Here is a 16,535-nt window from a genome sequence, read left to right on the forward strand (position 1 = left end):
ATGAAAGCATTTCCTGCCCTGGCGCTGGTCGGGTTCCTGGCGGCGGCATCCCCCGCTCTAGCCGCAACGGACTTTTCAGCGGCAGAGCAGGCGGTGTTCATGGACAACCACCTGGGCAACCTGCAACCGCCGCTCACGCTGCACTACGTCTTCCACAAGACCGGAACGCTGGAGGAAGCCTTCGACGACAAGGTCGACTTGAAGCTGACGGCACAGCCCGACGGCAGTTGCTGCGCAGCGAACGCGCAGTTCTTCAGCGACAAGCGCGCGATCAGCGAGCCGCCCGTCGAAGGCGCCAAGGGCAACCCGGCCATCCTGTACTTCCTCGAACGCGACATCAAGGAGATGCAGCGCCTGACGAAGGGCCAGCCCAACTACTTCCGCAAGCGCATCCGCATGGCGGTCTACCAGGGCGCGACGGTGCGCGACCTCACCTTGCCGTACAAGGGCAGGCCGGTGGCTGTGAAGGAGTTCAGCATCACGCCCTACCTCGATGACCCGAACCGCTCGCGCTTCGAGAAGCTGGCCAACAAGTCCTACGTCTTCCTGATGTCCAGCGCAGTCCCCGGGGGGCTCTACGGCATCCGCACCCGGATCAACGCCGAATCGGCCAGCGATGCGCCGCTCATCGTCGAGGAAATGCTGCTCGACGGCGCCGGACCCCCGCCCAAACCCTGAATGCCTGCGTCGAACACCATGCCCAAGCTGAATACCTTCCTGCCCTCCGCGCTGGCCCTCGGCGCGCTCCTGCTGGGCGTCGGCGCTGCGAATGCCGCCGCCCCCGTCAATGACTTCCCGACCGTGGACCGGGTGCTGTATGTGCAGGAGTGCATGCGGGCGCATCCGGGGTCGAACTTCGAGATGACCAACAAGTGCTCCTGCGCGCTCGATGCGCTGGCCCGGTCCGTGAAGTACAAGGACTACGTGACGATGGGCACCATCGTCAAGGCCATGTCGATCGGCGGCGAGCGTGGCGGCGCGATACGCGACGTGCCGTCGTACGAGCCCGAGGTCAAGCGCTACAAGGCCCTGCAGACGAAGGCTGAACAAGGATGCTTCCTCGGCGCTGCGGACGCGAAGTAGCCGGGTGATGTGATGGCAGGGAGCGGGTTGCCGATGCCGACATTCATGCGGCGTTGGATGCGGGGGCTGCGGGCCGCGATCCTGCTGTGCGCTGCCGTCGCTGTTGCGCAAGCTGCCGGGGCCGTGACGCCCCTGGCGGTCGTCGAGGTGAAGCCCGGCTTGTTCGTCCACACCGGCGCGCTGGAAGACTGGGCGCCCGCCAACGGCGGCGACGTGGCCAACCTCGGCTTCGTGGTTGGCAGCCGCTGCGTTGCGGTGATCGACACCGGAGGCACGCCCGCCATCGGCCAGGCGCTGAAAGGCGCGATCGACCGCGTGACGCCGTTGCCGGTCTGCTACGTCATCAACACGCATGCCCATCCCGACCACGTGCTGGGCAACGTGGCCTTCGCCGAGTCCAGCACGCCCGCCCCGCGCTTCGTGGCCAGCGCGCGCTTCACGCAGGCGCTGACCGCGCGCGAACCGTACTGGCTGAATTCGCTGAAACGCGACTTCGACATCACCCTGCCGCGCACCGCCATCGTGTACCCCGGCATCAGCGTCGACAAGACGATGCAGCTGGACCTCGGCGACCGCGTGCTCACGCTGCAAGCCTGGCCCACGGCGCACACCGACAACGACCTCACCGTGTACGACCAGCGCACCCGCACGCTGTTCGCGTCCGACCTGCTGTTCGTGCGGCACCTGCCGGCGCTCGATGGCAGCCTGCGTGGCTGGGTCTCCGTGATGGAGGACCTGAAGCGCGTGCCCGTCGACACCGTCGTGCCCGGGCACGGCCCGGTCAGCAATGAGTGGCCCGGTGCGATGGATGCGCAGGCTGCCTATCTCGGCGCCCTGCTGCGCGACACCCGCGCGGCCCTGCGCAAGCACCTGACGATCCAGCAGGCCGTCGACAGCATCGGCATCGCGCCCGGCACGCCCTGGCTGTTGACGGATCGCTTCCACAAGCGCAACGTCACGGCAGCGTACGCGGAACTGGAATGGGAAGACCCCGATACCGCCGAAGCGCCCAAGGCATCGAAGCCATGAACCAGCCGAAGACCCTCACCTTGACGACGATGCGTCCGCTGACGCGGCGCGCCGTGACCAGCAGCGCGTTGCTGGCCCTCGCACTGCCCATGCAGCAAGCGACCGCGCAGATCAAGAGCGCCGACAACCCCGAGGCCAACCCGGTCTGGAAGAAGGTGCGCGCCAGCCTTTTCCAGTCGCGCCCGATCGCCGCCGCGAGCGAGGACGTGATCTCGCTGGTGGTGCCGGTGCGCGCCGAGGACGCGGCCATCGTGCCGATCGCGATCCGCTCGCGCATGCCGCAAACGCCGGAACGCTACATCGACAAGGTCTACCTGATCATCGACAACAACCCCTCGCCGATCTCCGCCATCTTCCATTTCACGCCACTGAGCGGACGCGCCGACATCGAGACCCGCGTGCGTGTCGACGAGTACACCCACATCCGGGCCATCGCCGAGACCAACGACGGCAAGCTGCAGATGGCGACGGCTTTCGTCAAGGCTTCTGGCGGCTGCTCCGCGCCGCCGGGCAAGGACGCGGAGGCCGCGCTGAAGACGCTCGGCCGCATGAAGCTGAGCCTCCAGGGCCCGGCCGATGGCGACAAGCCGCAACTCGCGCAACTGATGATCAGCCACCCCAACAACTCCGGCCTGGCGCTCGACCAGGTCACGCGCCTCTACACGCCCGCGCATTTCGTGCGACAGGTCAACATCACCTACGCGGGACAGCCGGTGATGTCGGCCGACGTGGATTTCTCGATCAGCGAGAACCCGAACTTCCGCTTCTACTTCGTGCCCCGCGGGGACGGGGAATTGAAGGCGGAGGTGGTGGATTCGCGCGATCTGCAATTCGAAAGCACGCTGAAGTACCGGCGGCCCGAATGAGGCCGGAACACGCTCGCAAGGCCTTCGCCTGCGGCTTTCATCGATGATTCGGATGGGCTGGGCGCGGGTTGCATCGCGCGGCGTTGCGGTATTCGCCATCGCATTCGCAGCGCTCGTCGCTGGCTGCTCGACACCTGGAACGGTGCAGCAGGCAGCGACTCCACCCATGTGGTCCGCGCCGTCCGCGCAGGCGTACGTCGCCCCGAAGGCCGTCGAAGTCGGCCCCGGCGTCTTCATGATGCAGGGCGAAGCAGGCGCGGTCGATACGCGCAACCTCGGCCGCGTCGGCAATGCCGGGTTCATCGTTGGCGACACGGGCGTCCTGGCCATCGACACCGGCACCTCCTGGCGCAACGGCGAGGCGCTGCTCGCCACGATCCGGAGCGTGACCGACAAGCCGGTGCGGCTCGCGCTCATCACCCATGCGCAGAAGGACTTCCTCTTCGGCGCCGCCGCATTCCGCGAGCGCGGCATCCCGGTGCTCATGCATCGCAAGGCCGCCGACCTGATGGCGTCACGTTGCGAGCGCTGCCTGCGGGTGCTCAAGGAGACCCTGGGCGAAGAGGAAATGAAGGGCACCGTGATGTTCACGCCGGATCGGCAATTCGACGACACGCAAACACTCGACGCCATCGGCCGGCCCGTGCAAGTCTTCTACTTCGGGCACTCCAGCGGACCCGGCGACGTCGCGGTCCTCGACCCGCGCACCGGCGTGCTGTTCGCGGGCGGCCTGCTCGACCAGGCGCGCATTCCCGACGTGATGGACGGCGACATCGACGGCTGGCTCGTAGCGCTCGATGCGCTGCGCAAGCTGCCCATCCGGGTCATCGTGCCCGGCCATGGGCCGCGAACCACGGCAGCAGCCATCGACGCGCAGGTGCGCTACCTCACCCAACTGCGCACGCGCGTCTCGCAACTGTTGCAAGCCGGCACCGCGCTGAGCGAGGTGCCGAAGGCAGCGGCGCTGCCGGAGTTCGCGGACTGGGACCAGTACGAGACGCTGAATGCCAAGAATGCCTCGACGCTCTTCGTTCGCATGCAGCGGGAGCAATTGAACTGAATTGCGAATAGCGAGCGCCGCCCAGTCGTACGACTTTGCAATCAAGCGCAGAACAAGGCGAAGCGCCGCAGACAGTGCTGTAGCACGGCAACGCGATCCAACGCAGCTATGCGTTTGATTGCGAAGTCGTATCAGGGGTCCAGCGACGCGTCGCGCGCCTGCATCGGCGTCGTGCGGCGGGCGCGGGCGCGTTGTACCAGCAGCCCCACCAGCACGATCGCGGCAGCAGAGCTCGTCATGCTGCCCGAGCTGGAGAGTTGTTGCACCAGGCTGTCGACGGTCTCGATGCTGACCTGCTGGGCATGGTGGACCAGCGCCATCATGTCGGCCGCACTGACGTTTCGCAGATCGTCGACGCGCACCTTCAGTTCATGCCCCGCGCTGCGAAACCGGATCTTGGCGAAAACGCCGTGCGCGATCGCGACGAGCGAGAGCACGCCAAGCGGCCGCAGCAGGGTCTCGACCAGATGGCAGCGCTCTTCCGCAGGCGCCGCTTCATAAACCTGCGCGACCAACGCCGGAATCTCCGTTTCCGATGCGGCTCCCGCGGAGGCCGGCGTACTGCCGATGGGATTCGGCCCAATGAACGTCATTTCTCTACCTCCTTTGCGTCAGGCTGCATCCCGCAGCGCGGACGGTATGAATCCGGCGGCACGTGCACGCCGCCGCAGACATGCATGGTCGTCCCTCTGCCTGAGCTGTTGCTGAGCGATACGTAAAGTCGCGGTGAATTTACGCAACGAGTCGCTGTTGCATTGGAGTCCTTCATCCGGCCGGATGTCAGAAGAACGTTCGCATGCGAAGCCGCAAGCGCGAACATGGCTGCGACTGCGACTGCGGCGCATCGCAGCGTTGTCGCTGGCCAGCGCGTGTGCGGGGTTGCGCCCGCAGGTTGGCAGTAGATTCGGAACTCCTTGCAGCCCGTCGCGCACCGCCTCCCTCATGAACCTGTTCGTCTCCCTGAAGTACCTCGTCGCGCTCGACGACCATCGCCACTTCGGCCGCGCGGCACTGGCGTGCCGCGTCACCCAGCCGGCCTTGTCGAATGCGATCCGCGCGCTCGAAGAGAGCTTTGGCACCACCATCGTCAAGCGCGGCCGCAACTTCGCGGGCTTCACCGTCGAGGGCGCACGGATCCTCGAGAGCGGCCGGACGATGCTGCGCGAATACGAGATGCTGCAGCAGGACCTGCACAGCCGGGCCGACGCGCCGACCGGCAACCTCCTGATCGGCGCGGTGCCGACGGCCATGCCCATTGCCGGGCGCTTTGTCGCGATGCTGCAGGACCGCCATCCGGGCATCACGCCCGGCTTGCGCTCGATGAGTTCGGTCGAGCTCGAAACCGGCCTGGAGAGCATGGCACTCGACCTGGGGCTCGGCTACACGGAGCGCATCGACAGCGGACGCTTGCCGGTTCGCATCGTGCCGCAATACACCGAGCACTACTTCCTGCTGCGCAAGTCATCGCATGCCGGCAACCACAACGACAGTGGCGGGCTGCGGATCGGCCCGGCCGTGACCTGGCGCGAGGCCGCCGCGTTGCCCTTGTGCCTGTTGAGTTCCGAGATGCACAACCGCACGATCGTCGACCGCGCCTTTGCCGAGGCGGGCGTTGCGCCCAAGCCCGCGATCGAAACCAACTCGGTGCTGACGCTCGCACTGAGCGTGCGGGCCGGACGCGTGTCGAGCATCATGCCTGGCGCACTCGTCGACGAGGTGCAGGGCCATTGCGACCTGGAGGCGCAGCCGTTGACCAGTCCGACCGTCGAGGTGCCGATCGCATTCATGGTGCACGACACCAATCGACCTTCGCGCACCTTGCAGGCCGCGCTGTCGTTCGCAAGCGACCCGGCCTGGTTGGGCGAGGTGGCGCGGCACGCGGGCGCCCTGGGCCGTGCTTGAAGCATCCATGCAAACCCTCATTTCCCAAACGCATCGATTGATTCCCCGAATAAATTAGACCGCCGCGTTCGCTTGTTCGACACTCCGCGCCAAACGCACGAGTGAGTGAACAACGATGAAGCATGCATGCCGGTCGGTCCCGACAACGCCGCGGGGGCACGATGAGTGACGCGACACGCGTCGTACGCGAAGTGCTTGCGCAACGTGCAGGCGAGTCCGGCGCCTTGTTGCCGATCCTGCATGCGGTGCAGGACACGCTGGGCCATGTGCCGGCCAGCGCGGTCCCCGAGATCGCGGAAGCCCTGAACCTCTCGCGCGCCGAGGTCCACGGCGTCGTCACCTACTACCACCACTTCCGCGACAAGCCGGCCGCACGCCATGTGGTCCAGATCTGCCGCGCCGAAGCCTGCCAGGCCATGGGCGCCGATGCCCTGGTCGCACATGCACAGCAGCGCCTCGGGTGCGCGATGCACGGCAACTCGCAAGACGGCGCGTTCACGCTGGAGCCGGTGTTCTGCCTCGGCCTCTGCGCATCGTCACCCGCGTTGATGCTCGACGACGAGCCGCATGCACGCATGACGCCAAAGTCCTTCGATGCACTGCTGGCCGATGCGAGGAGCGCAGGATGACCATCACCGTCTACATTCCGCGCGACTCCGCTGCGTTGGCGGTTGGTGCAGATCGCGTCGCACGCCGCATCGCCGGGGAGGCTGCGGCACGCGGGCTCGACATCCGCATCGTGCGCAACGGTTCGCGCGGCCTGTTCTGGCTGGAAGTCCTGGTGGAAGTCTCGACCGCCCTGGGCCGCGTCGCCTACGGCCCGGTGAGCGTCGCCGACGTCGGCGGCCTGTTCGATGCCGGCTTCACCGAAGGCGGCGCCCACGCGCTGTGTCATGGGTTGACGGACGACATTCCCTATCTGAAAAAACAGGAGCGCCTCACCTTCGCGCGCATGGGCGTCATCGATCCGCTGTCGCTCCCGGACTACCAGGCGCACGAAGGCTTTGCGGGACTGCGTGCGGCACTGGCCATGAGCCCGGCCGATGTCGTCCAGCAGGTGCTCGATTCGGGCCTGCGCGGCAGGGGCGGCGCCGCCTTCCCGGCCGGCATCAAGTGGAAGACGGTTCATGCGACCGAGGCCGCGCAGAAGTACGTTGTCTGCAATGCCGACGAAGGGGACTCGGGCACCTTCTCCGACCGCATGACGATGGAAGGCGACCCGTTCATGCTCATCGAAGGCATGACCATCGCCGGCATCGCGACGGGCGCGACCAAGGGCTATGTCTACGTGCGCTCCGAATACCCGCATGCCATCGCAACACTGAACGAGGCGATTCGCCTGGCCGAGGCCGCCGGCTTCCTCGGCGAGGACATCCTCGGCTCCGGCCGGCGCTTTGCGCTCGAAGTTCGCAAGGGCGCGGGCTCCTATGTCTGCGGCGAGGAAACCGCGCTGCTCGAAAGCATCGAAGGCAAGCGCGGCATCGTGCGCGCCAAGCCGCCGCTTCCCGCCATCACCGGACTGTTCGGCCAACCGACGCTCATCAACAACGTCATCACGCTGGCCAGCGTGCCCCTGATCCTGGCGCGTGGCGCGGCGTTCTACCGCGACTTCGGCGTCGGCCGTTCGCGCGGCACGCTGCCGATGCAGTTGGCCGGCAACATCAAGCGTGGCGGACTGGTCGAGAAGGCCTTTGGCGTCACGATGCGCGAACTGCTCTACGACTACGGCGGCGGCTCGGCCTCGGGTCGACCGATCAAGGCGGTGCAGGTCGGTGGACCGCTTGGCGCCTACCTGCCCGAGTCACAGTGGGACGTGCCGCTCGACTACGAGGCCTATGCCGCCATCGGCGGCACGGTCGGGCACGGTGGCATCGTGGTCCACGACGACACGGCCGACCTGTCGAAGCTGGCACGCTACGCGATGGAATTCTGCGCCATCGAGTCCTGCGGCAAGTGCACGCCGTGCCGCATCGGCTCCACGCGCGGGGTCGAGGTCATCGACAAGATCCGCGCCGACCAGAACCGGGCGCAGCAGGTGATCCTGTTGCGCGACCTGTGCAACACGATGGTCCATGGTTCGCTGTGCGCGATGGGCGGCATGACGCCGTTCCCGGTGCTCTCGGCGCTGGATCATTTCCCGCAGGACTTCGGTCTTGTGGTTCCCGATCGCGAAGCGGCATGTTGGACCATCTGAAAGAAACCGACTGGGGCACGCCCAAGCGCGAGTCCGGGCGCGAAGTCACCCTGGAGATCGACGGCACCGAGATCACGGTCCCCGCCGGTACCTCGCTCATGCGCGCCGCCGTCGACGCGGGCATCAAGGTGCCCAAGCTCTGCGCCACCGACAGCCTCGAGCCTTTCGGCTCGTGCCGCCTGTGCCTCGTCGAGATCGAGGGCCGCAAGGGCTTTCCGGCCTCGTGCACCACGCCGGCCGAGCCTGGCATGAAGGTCCGCACCCAGACGCCGAAGCTGCAGGAACTGCGCAAGGGCGTGATGGAGCTCTACATCTCCGACCACCCGCTCGACTGCCTGACCTGCTCTGCCAACGGCAACTGCGAGTTGCAGGACATGGCCGGCGTCACCGGGCTGCGCAACGTGCGCTATGGCTTCGATGGGGCCAACCACATCCACAGCCAGAAGGACGAGTCGAACCCGTACTTCACCTACGATCCTTCGAAGTGCATCGTCTGCAACCGCTGCGTGCGCGCTTGCGAGGAAACGCAAGGCACCTTCGCGCTGACGATCAGCGGCCGCGGCTTCGAGTCCCGCGTGTCGCCCGGGCAGGACGAGCCCTTCATGGAATCCGAGTGCGTGAGTTGCGGCGCCTGCGTCGAGGCCTGTCCCACCGCCACGCTGCAGGAAAAGTCCGTGATCTGGCTCGGCCAGCCGGAGCACAGCGTCATCACCACCTGCGCCTACTGCGGCGTCGGCTGCGGCTTCAAGGCCGAGATGAAGGGCAACGAGGTCGTGCGCATGGTGCCGTGGAAGGACGGCAAGGCCAACGAGGGCCACTCCTGCGTCAAGGGCCGCTTCGCCTGGGGCTATGCAACGCATCAGGACCGCATGCTCAAGCCGATGATCCGCGCGAAGATCACCGACCCGTGGCAGGAAGTGAGCTGGGAAGTGGCGTTGAACCATGCCGCCAGCGAGTTCAAGCGGCTGCAGGGCAAGTACGGCAAGGACTCCATCGGCGGCATCACCTCCTCGCGCTGCACCAACGAGGAAACCTATCTCGTGCAGAAGCTGGTGCGTGCCGCCTTCGGCAACAACAACGTCGACACCTGCGCACGCGTGTGCCATTCGCCGACCGGCTACGGGCTCGGCCAGACGCTGGGCACCTCGGCCGGCACGCAGACCTTCAAGTCGGTCGAGAAGGCCGACGTGATCATGGTCATCGGCGCGAACCCGACCGATGGGCATCCGGTGTTCGCGTCGCGCATGAAGAGGCGGCTGCGCCAGGGCGCGAAGCTGATCGTGGTCGATCCGCGCCGCATCGACATGGTGAAGTCGCCGCATATCCGCGCCGAGCATCACCTGCAACTGAAGCCGGGCACCAACGTGGCAGTGATCACGGCGATGGCGCATGTGATCGCCACGGAGGGACTGGTCGCCGAGGACTACGTGACCGGGCGCTGCGACCCGAAGTCCTTCGGTGAATGGCGCGAGTTCGTCGCCCGCTCCGAGAACTCGCCCGAGGCGATGCAGGCCGCCACCGGCGTGCCGGCCGCCGAACTGCGCGCCGCCGCCCGCCTTTATGCCAACGCGGGCAACGGCGCCATCTACTACGGCCTGGGCGTGACCGAGCACAGCCAGGGCTCGACCATGGTGATGGGCATCGCCAACCTCGCCATGGCCACCGGCAACGTCGGCCGCGAAGGCGTCGGCATCAACCCGTTGCGCGGCCAGAACAACGTGCAGGGCTCCTGCGACATGGGCTCATTCCCGCACGAGTTGCCGGGCTACCGCCACGTGTCGGACAGCATCACGCGGGCATCGTTCGAGGCCGCCTGGGGCGTGGAGATCAACCCCGAGCCGGGCCTGCGCATCCCCAACATGTTCGACGCGGCGCTGACCGGCAGCTTCAAGGGCCTCTACTGCGAAGGCGAGGACATCGTGCAGTCCGACCCGAACACGCAGCATGTGGCCGAGGCCATGATGGCGATGGAATGCGTGGTGGTGCAGGACCTGTTCCTCAACGAGACGGCGAAGTACGCGCACGTGTTCCTGCCCGGCTCCTCCTTCCTCGAGAAGGACGGCACCTTCACCAACGCCGAGCGCCGAATCTCGCGCGTGCGCAAGGTGATGCCACCGAAGGCCGGCTATGCCGACTGGGAGGTGACGGTGAAGCTGGCGCAGGCGCTCGGCTATCCGATGGACTACACCAGTCCCGAGCAGATCATGGACGAGATCGCCGCGCTCACGCCGACCTTCAGCGGCGTCAGCTATCGGCGCCTCGACGAACTCGGCAGCATCCAGTGGCCCTGCAATGCCGCTGCACCCGATGGCACGCCGACCATGCACATCGACAAGTTCGTGCGCGGCAAGGGCCGGTTCATCATCACGCAGTACGTCGCCACCGACGAGAAGGTCACGCGCAAGTTCCCGTTGCTGCTGACCACCGGCCGCATCCTGTCGCAGTACAACGTGGGCGCACAGACGCGGCGCACGCCCAACAACCAGTGGCACAGCGAGGACCGGCTGGAGATCCACCCGCACGATGCCGAGGAGCGCGGCATCAAGGACGACGACTGGGTCGGCATCCAGAGTCGTGCCGGCGAAACCGTGCTGCGCGCCGTCGTCTCCGAGCGCATGCAGCCCGGCGTGGTCTACACCACCTTCCACTTCCCGGAATCGGGCGCCAACGTGATCACCACCGACAACTCGGACTGGGCCACCAACTGCCCCGAGTACAAGGTGACCGCGGTGCAGGTCATGCCGGTCATGCAGCCTTCGGCATGGCAGCGCGAGTACAGCCGGTTCAACGAGGTGCAGCAGGCATTGCTGCAGGCGCGCACCGAATCCGGCGAAACGATTCCGGCCAAATGACCATGCTCGCCAGCGACGAACCCCTCATCACCGCGAAGCCCGGCAATGACGAGCCGGCCTTTTGCGAAGGCGCGCGCTCCCTGCCCGTGCGCGGCTTTCGTGCGGGGCAGCACTTCGCCGTCCAGGACTGGGTCGCGGACGAAGTGCCCGTGGCCCTGGAATACAACGGCGTCTCGCATGCCGTGATGCTGGCCACGCCGCTGGACCTGGAGGACTTCGCGTTGGGCTTCTCGCTCAGCGAAGGCATCCTCGATGCGCCGCATGAACTGTTCGCCGTCGAAGAGGAACGCTCGGAGATGGGCATCACGCTGCATCTGCAAGTGGCGAGTGGCCCCTTCGCGCGCCTCAAGGAGCGCAGGCGCACGCTCACCGGCCGCACCGGCTGCGGACTCTGCGGCACCGAGAGCCTGGAGCACGTGGCCCGCAACCTGCCCGTGTTGTCGACCCATGCCACGTGGCGCCGCGAGGCCATCGGCCGCGCCATGTCGCAGTTCTGCGAGTTGCAGACGCTGCAGCAGGCGACGGGTGCGGTACATGCGGCCGCATGGTGTTCGGCACAGGGCGAGGTCATGTGGCTGCGCGAGGATGTGGGGCGGCACAACGCCCTCGACAAGCTGATCGGCGCGCTGGCATCGAACGGCATCGACGCATCCACCGGCTTCATCGCCGTCACGAGCCGCGCCAGCTTCGAGATGGTGCAGAAGACGGCGATGGCGGGCGTCTCGCTGCTCGCGGCCGTCTCGGCGCCGACCTCCTTCGCGGTGGCCACGGCGCAGAAGGCGCGCATGACGCTGGTCGGCTTCGCACGCAAGCAGGACCTGGTCGTCTATTGCCATGGCGAGCGCTTGTCACTCGACGAAGCGGCAGCAGCAGGAGCCGACCATGCACGTTGACGCCCTGGTGCGCATGGCCAACCAGATCGGCCTGTTCTTCGAGGCCATGCCCGATCGCGCCGAGGCGCTGGAAGGCGTGGCGCTGCATCTCAAGAAGTTCTGGGAGCCTCGCATGCGGCGCTCCCTGCTGGCGCATGTCGACGATGACGGCGGCGCCGGGTTGAACGGCATGGTGTCGGAAGCGATTCGGCAGCATCGGCAGACGCTGCAGCCCTGAACTAATCGCTCCCCGCACTTTCGTGCCGGCCCACGATCCTGGCGAACCAGGCATCGAGCATCGGCTTCTCGTAGCGCAGGCGGTCGGAGCCCGGATAGGTGTTGGTCACCATCAGGTAGTTCATGTCGACCAGGCGGTCCTCACCGCTTGCGAACACCTGGTCGCCGCGCTTCAAGGTGTAGGCCAGCTTGATCCGGGGCCAGGTGATGTCGCGCAGGATGCGGACGTCGTGCCCCGTGCGCGCATGCCACGGCTCGAACCAGCCCGCGAGGTCGATGTCGCGAACGTCGATCGTGAGCGTCTGGTCGCGCGGCAGGCTGCGTTCCGCCAGTCGCCCAAGGTGTCGCGCGATGTCGCGCTGCACTTCCGCACGGTCCGTCTCGCTCGCAAAGGCGCGGGTATACGCGGCGTCGGTGTAATGTTCCGGCTCGGTGAAATTGACCACCACGTCGGCATGGGCCGCGGTCGCCGCAATGGCCAGCAAGCCGGCCGGGAAGAGGCTCAACAATGGATGCATGGCATGCCCCTCGATAAGGCGAGGCCGGTTGGAGATGCCATGGACATCGACAGTTTCCGGGCCCTTGGTCGCCACCCTAGCGCCTTACCGTGTGATCCGGATGATCCGGCAGCGTCCGACGCGCACATGCGGCGCATGCCCGACACGATCGTTGCGTCCACGCCCCTATGGTGCGTCCGATGTACTAAGGTGTCGGCCATGAAAACACTCCTCTCAGCTCTCGCGATCTCGATGATGCCCTTCGCAGCCTTGGCTGCAGGCGCACAGCCCACGGAAGCCGAAATCGCGGCGGCCTTCAAGCAGGCGGACCCTGACAACGACGGTACCGTCAGTCGGGCCGAGGCCCGGAAGTTCGGCATCAGCCGCGCAGCCTTCGAACAGGCCAATCCGGACAAGGACGGTACGCTGGACATCAAGGAATTCATGGCAGCCATCACCTGGCAGTTCAACAAGGCGAACCCTGACAACGACGGCACCCTCGATCCCAAGGAAGCGGCGAAGGCCGGTATCAAGAACAAGAAGACTTTCGACCAGGCCAACCCGGACAACGACGGCACGCTGGACCTTGCAGAATACCTTCGCGCATTGACCCTCAAGGCCAAATAGCGCTATCGCCCTCAGGCGCTCACGCTTGCCTCAGCGCACCGGCGCGGACTCGCTGAGCCGCCTCGAATTCGCCGGCTCGCGGAACACCAGCGGATGCTCCACCGCCTGGGCCGGCGTCAATCTGCCCGCCTTCTCAACGGCCTCTTCCACGAGATGATGGTGTGGGCTCTTGAAGCATGCCGGGTCCGCGACCGCCGGATCGTTGGCCAGCAGGTAGGCCTGGCAGCGGCAGCCGCCCAGGTCCTGCTCCTTGAACTCGCAGGATGAACAGGGCTCCTTCATCCAGCCCGTGCCCCGGTAGCGATTGAAGCCCTCGGACTCGAACCAGATGTGGCGCAGGTCATGGTCGCGCACGTTCGGGAAGCTCAGGCCCGGCAGCATCTTCGCGGTATGGCAAGGCAAAGCCGTGCCATCGGGCGCCACCGTGAGGAACATGTTGCCCCAGCCGTTGACGCACTTCTTCGCCTTGCCCTCGTGGTAGTCCGGCGCGACGAAGAAGATGCGCATGCGCTCGCCCATCCTGGCGCGCCAGGCGTCGGTGGTCTGCTCCGCGCGCTTCAACTGCTCGTGCGTCGGCAGCAACTGGTCGCGGTTGAGGAAGGCCCAGGAGTAGTACTGCGTGTTGGCCAGTTCCAGGTACTCGGCGCCGATGTCGGCCGCCATGCCGATGATGCGATCGATGTGGTCGATGTTCATGCGGTGGATCACCACGTTCAGCACCATCGGCCAGCCCTGGTCCTTGATGAGCTTGGCGACGCGGCTCTTGAGGTCGAAGGTCTTGGTGTGCGACAGGAAGTCGTTCATCTCCTTTGTCGAGTCCTGGAAGGACAACTGCACATGGTCGAGCCCCGCGGCCTTCAGCGCCGCGGCGCGCGCCGCGGTCAGCCCGACGCCGGAGGTCAGCAGGTTCGTGTAATAACCGAGCCGATGCGCCTCTGCCAAGATCTCTTCCAGGTCGTCTCGCACGAGCGGTTCGCCGCCGGAGAGGCCCAGTTGCACGGCGCCGAGTTCGCGTCCCTGCCGCAACACGCGCATCCAGTCTTCGGTGGTGAGTTCTTCCTCCTGCCGCGCGAAGTCGACCGGGTTGAAGCAGAACACGCAATGCAGCGGGCAGCGATAGGTCAGTTCGGCCAGCAGCCACAGCGGCGGCCCGGGCGTCGCGTTCAGTCCCATGCCAGCCACCGTTGCTTGCCGGCCATTTCGATGAAGGCCAGCACGTCCTTGTCCAGCCCCTGCATCGAGAAGGCCGTCTCCAGTTCGCTCACGATGGCGGCGATGGTCCGCTCACCGTCGCAGCGCTTCATGATCTCGCCACCGCTCTGGTTGAGCTTGACCATGCCCTCTGGATACAGCAGCACATGCGCGTTCTGCGCCGGCTCCCATTGCAGGCGGAAACCGGCGCCGACCCGCGGCGAGCTGTCGCCTGTCGGAGCGTTCATGCGGTGACTCCGTACTTCAGCGCCATCGCATCGTTCATGGCCCACAGGATGTCGAGCTTCAACTGCAGCACCTCCAGTGCCCGCTCTTGCATGGGCCGCGTCGTGAAGTGCGCGAGCGTGATCGCGAGGCCCTGCTCCACGTCGCGCCGCGCCTGGCTCACGCGGTTGCGGAAGTACGCCATGCCCTCCGGTTCGATCCAGGGATAGTGCTCGGGCCAGGTGGACAGTCGCTGCTTGTGGATCTCGGGCGCGAACAGTTCGGTCAGCGAGGAGCAGACGGCCTCCTGCCACGGCGCACGCCGTGCGAAGGTCACGTACGCATCGACCGCGAAGCGCATCGCGGGCGCGACGTGGCGCAGGTCGAGCACTTCCTCCCGGCTCAGGCCCACGGCGGTGGCGAGGCGCAGCCAGGCTTCCACGCCGCCTTCGTCGCGGATGCCGTTCAACTCGAAGCCGTCATGGTCGAGGATGCGCTGCACCCAGCCCCTGCGCACCTCGGGGTCGGGGCAGTTGGACAACACGGCTGCATCCTTGATCGGGATCGAGATCTGGTAGTAGAAGCGGTTGGCCACCCAGCCGCGCACCTGCTCCGGCGTGGCGCGGCCGGAGTTGAGCATCACGTTGAAGGGGTGGTGGATGTGATAGGCCCGGCCGCGCTCGCGCAACTTCGCTTCGAACTGCTCGCGCGTCCATGCCTGCGATGCAGGGATGCCGGAAGCGTCAGGGGGGGTCTGGGTCATGTCGGTATGTCTCGCATTCGGCGGATCTTGCGCATTTGCTGGATCAGATGCGGATCAGCATGTCGTCCTCGCAAACCTCGACGCCGGCACGCTTGAGCGTGGCGCGCTCGTCCGAGTCTTCATCGAGGATCGGGTTGGTGTTGTTGATATGGATCAGCATTCTCCGCGTACGTTCCGGCAGCTTCGCCAGCCACTCCAGCATGCCGCCCGGCCCCGACTGCGGCAGGTGGCCGATGTCGCGCGCGGTCTTCTTGCTCAGGCCCATGCGCGGCATCTCGTCGTCGGTCCAGAAGGTGCCGTCGACCATCACGGCGTCGGCGCTGTTCATGGCATCGAACACCGCTGTGGTGATCTGCCCCAGGCCGGGCGCATAGAACACCTGCTTGCCGCTGTGCGCATCGGAGATCAGCATGCCGATGTTGTCCCCTTCGACCGGGTTGTCGCGGTGCGGCGAATACGGCGCGGCCTTGCTTGACAGCGGCAAGGCACGAAAGCTCAGGTTTGCAACGCCTGGCACGCTGAACGTGCTGCCGTCCAGCGCGATGCGATGCCGGTCCACGCCGCAGTAGTGCCCCAGCACCTCCAGCACCGGGTTGCCGCTGCGCAAGTCTTCTTCGACCGGATCGGTGCACCACAGCGGCAGCGGGGACGTTCGTTCGCGCAGCATGAACAGGCCGGTGGCGTGGTCGATCTGGCCATCCATCAGGACCACGCCGGCAATCGCCGTATCGCGCAGCGCGCGCGCGGGTTGCAGCGCCCGCTTGCTGCGGATCTGTTCCAGGATGTCAGGGGAGGCGTTGAACAGCACGCCGTCGTCGCCGTCGTCGGGCTGCACGAAGATCGACGACTGCGTGCGCGCCTTGGCCTTCAGGGTACCGGCGCGCAGGCCGGCGCAGTTGCGGCAATTGCAGTTCCACTGCGGGAATCCGCCGCCGGCAGCCGAACCCAGGACGGTGATGCGCATGGCCGGAATTCAGTACGAAAAAGGAAAGAAGGGAGCCCGGAAGACAACAAGCCCCGCGGGCCAGGCCAGCGGGGCTTGAACTTGCGCAGCCCGGCTCAACGGGCAGCGACGTACATCGTGATTTCGAAGCCGAAGCGGAAGTCTTGAGCGGTTGGGGTTTCCCATTGCATAAG

General features: G+C 66.4%; 19 protein-coding genes. 12 read left to right on the forward strand and 7 right to left on the reverse strand.

Annotated elements, in window-relative coordinates:
* From HCU76_RS05230 to HCU76_RS05250, 5 genes are all read left to right on the forward strand, one after another.
* Positions 1 to 678 carry a hypothetical protein gene (locus HCU76_RS05230; RefSeq protein ID WP_218508632.1) on the forward strand — a complete coding sequence of 226 codons (678 nt, stop codon included), beginning with the start codon at positions 1 to 3 and terminating at the stop codon, positions 676 to 678.
* A gap of 18 nt (positions 679 to 696) precedes the next feature.
* Entirely contained in the window at positions 697 to 1,083 is a 387-nt protein-coding gene (locus HCU76_RS05235; protein ID WP_218508633.1) for a hypothetical protein, read from the forward strand.
* A 33-nt stretch (positions 1,084 to 1,116) separates the two neighbouring features.
* The gene (locus HCU76_RS05240) at positions 1,117 to 2,112 is read left to right on the forward strand and encodes a quinoprotein relay system zinc metallohydrolase 2 (protein ID WP_256353998.1); all 996 of its coding nucleotides are present in this window, start codon (positions 1,117 to 1,119) and stop codon (positions 2,110 to 2,112) included.
* Positions 2,109 to 2,978 carry a quinoprotein dehydrogenase-associated SoxYZ-like carrier gene (locus HCU76_RS05245; RefSeq protein WP_256353999.1) on the forward strand — a complete coding sequence of 290 codons (870 nt, stop codon included), beginning with the start codon at positions 2,109 to 2,111 and terminating at the stop codon, positions 2,976 to 2,978. Before HCU76_RS05240 ends, HCU76_RS05245 begins: the two co-directional genes overlap by 4 nt.
* A 166-nt stretch (positions 2,979 to 3,144) precedes the next feature.
* Positions 3,145 to 4,038, forward strand: coding sequence for an MBL fold metallo-hydrolase (locus HCU76_RS05250; protein ID WP_256354000.1), 894 nt, complete (start codon positions 3,145 to 3,147; stop codon positions 4,036 to 4,038).
* Positions 4,039 to 4,169: 131 nt separating this feature from the next.
* Here HCU76_RS05250 and HCU76_RS05255 read toward each other — a convergent pair whose 3' ends face one another.
* Complete coding sequence (locus HCU76_RS05255) at positions 4,170 to 4,553, reverse strand: hypothetical protein (protein ID WP_218508634.1); 384 nt, start codon at positions 4,551 to 4,553, stop codon at positions 4,170 to 4,172.
* Positions 4,554 to 4,980: 427 nt separating this feature from the next.
* Here HCU76_RS05255 and HCU76_RS05260 point away from each other — a divergent pair, with 427 nt between their 5' ends.
* The 6 genes from HCU76_RS05260 (at position 4,981) to HCU76_RS05285 (ending at position 12,096) form a co-directional block, all read left to right on the forward strand.
* Positions 4,981 to 5,940: a LysR substrate-binding domain-containing protein gene (locus HCU76_RS05260; RefSeq protein WP_218508635.1), complete on the forward strand. Its 960-nt coding sequence runs from the start codon at positions 4,981 to 4,983 to the stop codon at positions 5,938 to 5,940.
* 161 nt (positions 5,941 to 6,101) lie between these two features.
* Entirely contained in the window at positions 6,102 to 6,569 is a 468-nt protein-coding gene (locus HCU76_RS05265) for a formate dehydrogenase subunit gamma (RefSeq protein ID WP_218508636.1), read from the forward strand.
* Entirely contained in the window at positions 6,566 to 8,134 is a 1,569-nt protein-coding gene (locus tag HCU76_RS05270) for an NADH-quinone oxidoreductase subunit NuoF (RefSeq protein WP_218508637.1), read from the forward strand. Before HCU76_RS05265 ends, HCU76_RS05270 begins: the two co-directional genes overlap by 4 nt.
* Positions 8,119 to 10,986, forward strand: a complete 2,868-nt coding sequence (gene fdhF / locus HCU76_RS05275; protein WP_218508638.1) for a formate dehydrogenase subunit alpha — start codon at positions 8,119 to 8,121, stop codon at positions 10,984 to 10,986. The genes HCU76_RS05270 and fdhF overlap by 16 nt, the downstream gene beginning before the upstream one ends.
* 2 nt (positions 10,987 to 10,988) lie before the next feature.
* Positions 10,989 to 11,879 carry a formate dehydrogenase accessory sulfurtransferase FdhD gene (gene fdhD, locus HCU76_RS05280; protein WP_218508782.1) on the forward strand — a complete coding sequence of 297 codons (891 nt, stop codon included), beginning with the start codon at positions 10,989 to 10,991 and terminating at the stop codon, positions 11,877 to 11,879.
* Positions 11,869 to 12,096, forward strand: a complete 228-nt coding sequence (locus tag HCU76_RS05285) for a formate dehydrogenase subunit delta (protein ID WP_213954760.1) — start codon at positions 11,869 to 11,871, stop codon at positions 12,094 to 12,096. The genes fdhD and HCU76_RS05285 overlap by 11 nt, the downstream gene beginning before the upstream one ends.
* 1 nt (position 12,097) lies before the next feature.
* Here the strand turns inward: HCU76_RS05285 and HCU76_RS05290 are convergent, their stop codons facing one another.
* Entirely contained in the window at positions 12,098 to 12,613 is a 516-nt protein-coding gene (locus tag HCU76_RS05290) for a DUF3016 domain-containing protein (RefSeq protein ID WP_218508639.1), read from the reverse strand.
* A 39-nt stretch (positions 12,614 to 12,652) separates the two neighbouring features.
* Between HCU76_RS05290 and HCU76_RS05295 the strand changes: the two genes are divergently transcribed.
* The gene (locus tag HCU76_RS05295; protein WP_218508640.1) at positions 12,653 to 13,219 is read left to right on the forward strand and encodes an EF-hand domain-containing protein; all 567 of its coding nucleotides are present in this window, start codon (positions 12,653 to 12,655) and stop codon (positions 13,217 to 13,219) included.
* Positions 13,220 to 13,249: 30 nt separating this feature from the next.
* On the opposite strand, the gene pqqE is transcribed toward HCU76_RS05295, so the two are convergent.
* The 5 genes from pqqE to pqqA all read right to left on the reverse strand — a co-directional run bounded on the left by pqqE (position 13,250) and on the right by pqqA (position 16,532).
* Positions 13,250 to 14,392 (reverse strand): pyrroloquinoline quinone biosynthesis protein PqqE, encoded by a 1,143-nt coding sequence (gene pqqE, locus HCU76_RS05300; RefSeq protein ID WP_218508641.1) that lies wholly within the window; start codon positions 14,390 to 14,392, stop codon positions 13,250 to 13,252.
* A complete protein-coding gene (pqqD, locus tag HCU76_RS05305; protein ID WP_218508642.1) occupies positions 14,383 to 14,658 on the reverse strand; it encodes a pyrroloquinoline quinone biosynthesis peptide chaperone PqqD in 276 nt (91 codons plus the stop codon). Before pqqD ends, pqqE begins: the two co-directional genes overlap by 10 nt.
* The gene (pqqC, locus tag HCU76_RS05310; protein WP_218508643.1) at positions 14,655 to 15,398 is read right to left on the reverse strand and encodes a pyrroloquinoline-quinone synthase PqqC; all 744 of its coding nucleotides are present in this window, start codon (positions 15,396 to 15,398) and stop codon (positions 14,655 to 14,657) included. Before pqqC ends, pqqD begins: the two co-directional genes overlap by 4 nt.
* 43 nt (positions 15,399 to 15,441) lie before the next feature.
* A complete protein-coding gene (gene pqqB, locus HCU76_RS05315) occupies positions 15,442 to 16,362 on the reverse strand; it encodes a pyrroloquinoline quinone biosynthesis protein PqqB (RefSeq protein WP_218508644.1) in 921 nt (306 codons plus the stop codon).
* 95 nt (positions 16,363 to 16,457) lie between these two features.
* Positions 16,458 to 16,532, reverse strand: coding sequence for a pyrroloquinoline quinone precursor peptide PqqA (gene pqqA, locus HCU76_RS05320; protein WP_213954950.1), 75 nt, complete (start codon positions 16,530 to 16,532; stop codon positions 16,458 to 16,460).
* Positions 16,533 to 16,535: the final 3 nt, after the last annotated feature.

Origin of the sequence: Variovorax sp. dw_308 (assembly GCF_019207085.1) — a bacterium.
Lineage (GTDB): Bacteria > Pseudomonadota > Gammaproteobacteria > Burkholderiales > Burkholderiaceae_C > Variovorax.